This window comes from Pontimicrobium sp. MEBiC01747, assembly GCF_053601635.1.
This window is the reverse complement of the sequence record NZ_JBSHNS010000080.1, coordinates 1-3,058: the sequence shown is the minus strand read 5'-3', so window position 1 is coordinate 3,058 and position 3,058 is coordinate 1. Positions and strand designations below refer to the sequence as shown.

The window sequence follows — 3,058 nt, the reverse complement described above, 5'->3', positions numbered from 1 at the left end:
GTTTTAATGTGTGCTCATTATGCTAGTTGGGAATGGATTTTTATTATGCAAAGTTACATGAGTCATAAAGGATTTGGTGTTTATAAACGATTACATAACAAGTATTTTGATGCATTAGTAAAACGCATTAGAGCACGTTACAATACTTTTTTAATTACAACAAAAGAAACGGTGCCTACGTTAACAGAATCTAAAAATAAAGGCGAATTATCTATAAGTGGTTTTGCTTCAGACCAATCTCCAAAACCTCAAAAAGCACACCACTGGAACAATTTTATGGGTATAAAAGTACCTATACATACTGGTGCAGAAATGCTAGCCAAAAGACTAGATATGTCTGTGGTGTTTTTTGGTGTTAAAAAAATAAAACGAGGCTTTTACGAAGCCAGTTTTACAACCATAGCAGAAGATCCTTTAGTTTGTGAAAATTATGACATAACTGATGCTTTTATTAAATTAGTAGAAAAACAAATTAACGACGCTCCAGAGTACTATTTATGGACTCACAAACGCTGGAAACATCGTGATAAAGTTCCAAAGGAATTTCAATAAAAACCGTACAAAACAAAAATGCCGAGATTATTTAATCTCGGCATTTTTGTTTTAATATTATATTAAGAAAGACTTATAATTCAAACCAATCATTAACACGTGTATCCTGTTTAGGCATAAATGTTTTATGAATAAACTCGTTATTGGCCTTATTATATTCGTAATCTTTAGCCCATTCTTTGTGGTTTTTAGCTAAAGCCACAATACCATCGCATACATAATCTATTTCATCGCAAGTAGTCGTTGGGTGTATAGACATACGTATCCAACCTGGTTTGCGTATTAAATCTCCCAATGTAATTTCATGAACTAGTTTATTAGACTGTTCTTGATCTACATGTAATAAGTAATGGCCATAAGTTCCAGCGCAACTGCAACCACCACGCGTTTGTATTCCAAAACGATCGTTTAATAGTTTCACGCCTAAATTAAAGTGCAAATCTTCTATGTAAAAAGAAATAACACCAAGACGATCTGTATGTTTGGGCGCCAATATTTTTATGTTGTCTATACCTTTAAAGTTTTTAAAAACTTGATGTAATAACTCATGCTCTCTGTCTAGCATATTTTTAACTCCCATTTGGTCTTTTAACTTAATAGCTAAAGCCGTTTTTATAGTCTGTAAAAAACCTGGAGTTCCACCATCCTCTCTATCTTCTATATTATCTATATATTTATGTTCACCCCAAGGATTGGTCCAACTTACGGTTCCGCCACCTGGACAATCTGGAATCATATTTTTATATAGTTTTTTATTAAAAACTAAAACACCAGATGTTCCTGGTCCACCTAGGAATTTATGAGGGGAAAAGAAAATAGCATCTAATGCTTCATCTTCATTTTCTGGGTGCATATTAATATCTACATAAGGTGCAGAACAAGCAAAATCTACAAAACAAACACCTCCGTGTTTATGCATTAATTTTGCTATTTGGTGATATGGTGTCTGTATTCCTGTTACATTAGATCCCCCAATAACCGAAGCTATTTTTAAAGTACAATGTTTATGTTTTTCTAAAAGAACTTCTAAATTTTCTAAACTAAAAAGACCATCTTCACCAGCTGGAATAACCTCAACTTTAGCTATTGTTTCTAACCAAGAGGTATGATTAGAATGATGCTCCATATGTGTCACAAAAACAACAGGACGTATTTCGTCTGGAATCTTAGTATATTTAATAATATTCTCAGGGACTTTTAGGCCTAAAATACGTTGAAATTTATTGACAACACTTGTCATTCCGTTTCCTGCAACAATTAATACATCATCTGCATTACTGTTTACATGACCTTTAATAATGTTTCTTGCCTTATGGTAAGCATTCGTCATAGCAGTTCCAGAAACAGTAGTTTCTGTATGGGTATTTGCTACAAAAGGGCCAAATTGGTTTAAAATTTTATCTTCTATAGGTCTATATAATCGACCTGAAGCAGTCCAATCTGTATAGATTATTTTTTGTCTACCATATGGGGATTCAAACTCTTGATCTATTCCTACAATATTATTTCTGAATTGAGAAAAATAGTGTTCTAACTCAGAGTAACGTGTACTTTCTTTTTTTGTAGTTATCATAATACCTTATTTGCTATTGCTAAAATACTAAATATTAGCGATTTCTTTAATTTCTGAAATGATTTTATCTGCTAAAGAATCTGCCACATCTTGAGACTTAGCCTCTGTATAAATTCTAATAATTGGTTCTGTATTACTTTTACGTAAGTGTACCCAATTTTCGGCAAAATCAATTTTTACACCATCTATCGTTGTTAAGTTTTCGTTTGCGTATTTAGCTTCCATAGCTTTTAAAATAGCATCAACATCTATTTCTGGCGTTAGTGCAATTTTCTTTTTACTCATAAAGTAGCTAGTGTATGTTTTACGTAACGCGCTAACACTTATTTTCTTTTCTGCTAATAAGCTTAAAAACAAAGCCACACCAACTAATGCATCGCGCCCATAATGAGATGCAGGGTATATAATACCTCCATTACCTTCTCCTCCAATAACAGCATTGTTTTTTTTCATTAACGCCACTACATTAACTTCTCCCACCGCACTAGCTTCGTAAGTCCCGCCATGTTTTTCAGTAACATCTCTTAATGCTCTGGTAGAACTCATATTACTTACAGTATTCCCAGGATTTTTACTTAAAACATGATCTGCACAAGCTACCAATGTATATTCTTCTCCAAACATGTCTCCATTTTCATCCATAAACGCTAAACGGTCTACATCTGGATCTACTACGATACCAAAATCTGCATGCGTTTTTTTAACTTCATCAGATAAATCTGTTAAGTGCTCTTTTAAAGGCTCTGGATTATGCGGAAAATGCCCATTAGGTTCGCAATACAACTTTACTGCTTCAACTCCTAGGCGCTCTAGTAATAAAGGAATTGCTATACCTCCTGTAGAATTTACACCATCTACTACAACTTTAAAGTTAGCAGCCTCAATAGCGTCTTTATTTACATATTCTAAAGCTAATACTTCATCTATATGCAA

The 3,058-nt window shown here is 33.4% G+C and carries 3 protein-coding genes; 1 reads left to right on the top strand and 2 read right to left on the bottom strand.

Annotation, left to right across the window (positions count from 1 at the left end; translation table 11 throughout):
• On the top strand, positions 1-552 hold a 552-nt coding region (locus tag ACVC2P_RS01390; protein WP_452596695.1), incomplete at its 5' end, for a lysophospholipid acyltransferase family protein.
• 73 nt (positions 553-625) lie between these two features.
• Here ACVC2P_RS01390 and ACVC2P_RS01385 read toward each other — a convergent pair.
• Together ACVC2P_RS01385 and ACVC2P_RS01380 are read right to left on the bottom strand one after the other, a co-directional pair.
• Entirely contained in the window at positions 626-2,125 is a 1,500-nt protein-coding gene (locus ACVC2P_RS01385; RefSeq protein ID WP_452596694.1) for an aminotransferase class V-fold PLP-dependent enzyme, read from the bottom strand.
• 27 nt (positions 2,126-2,152) lie between these two features.
• Positions 2,153-3,058: phosphoglucosamine mutase (locus ACVC2P_RS01380; protein WP_452596693.1), on the bottom strand; the 906-nt coding region annotated here is incomplete at its 5' end.

Excerpts from the sequence above, each read along its gene's own strand:
- ACVC2P_RS01385 (WP_452596694.1), bottom strand. The coding sequence starts at position 2,125 with ATGATAACTACAAAAAAAGAAAGTACACGTTACTCTGAGTTAGAACAC.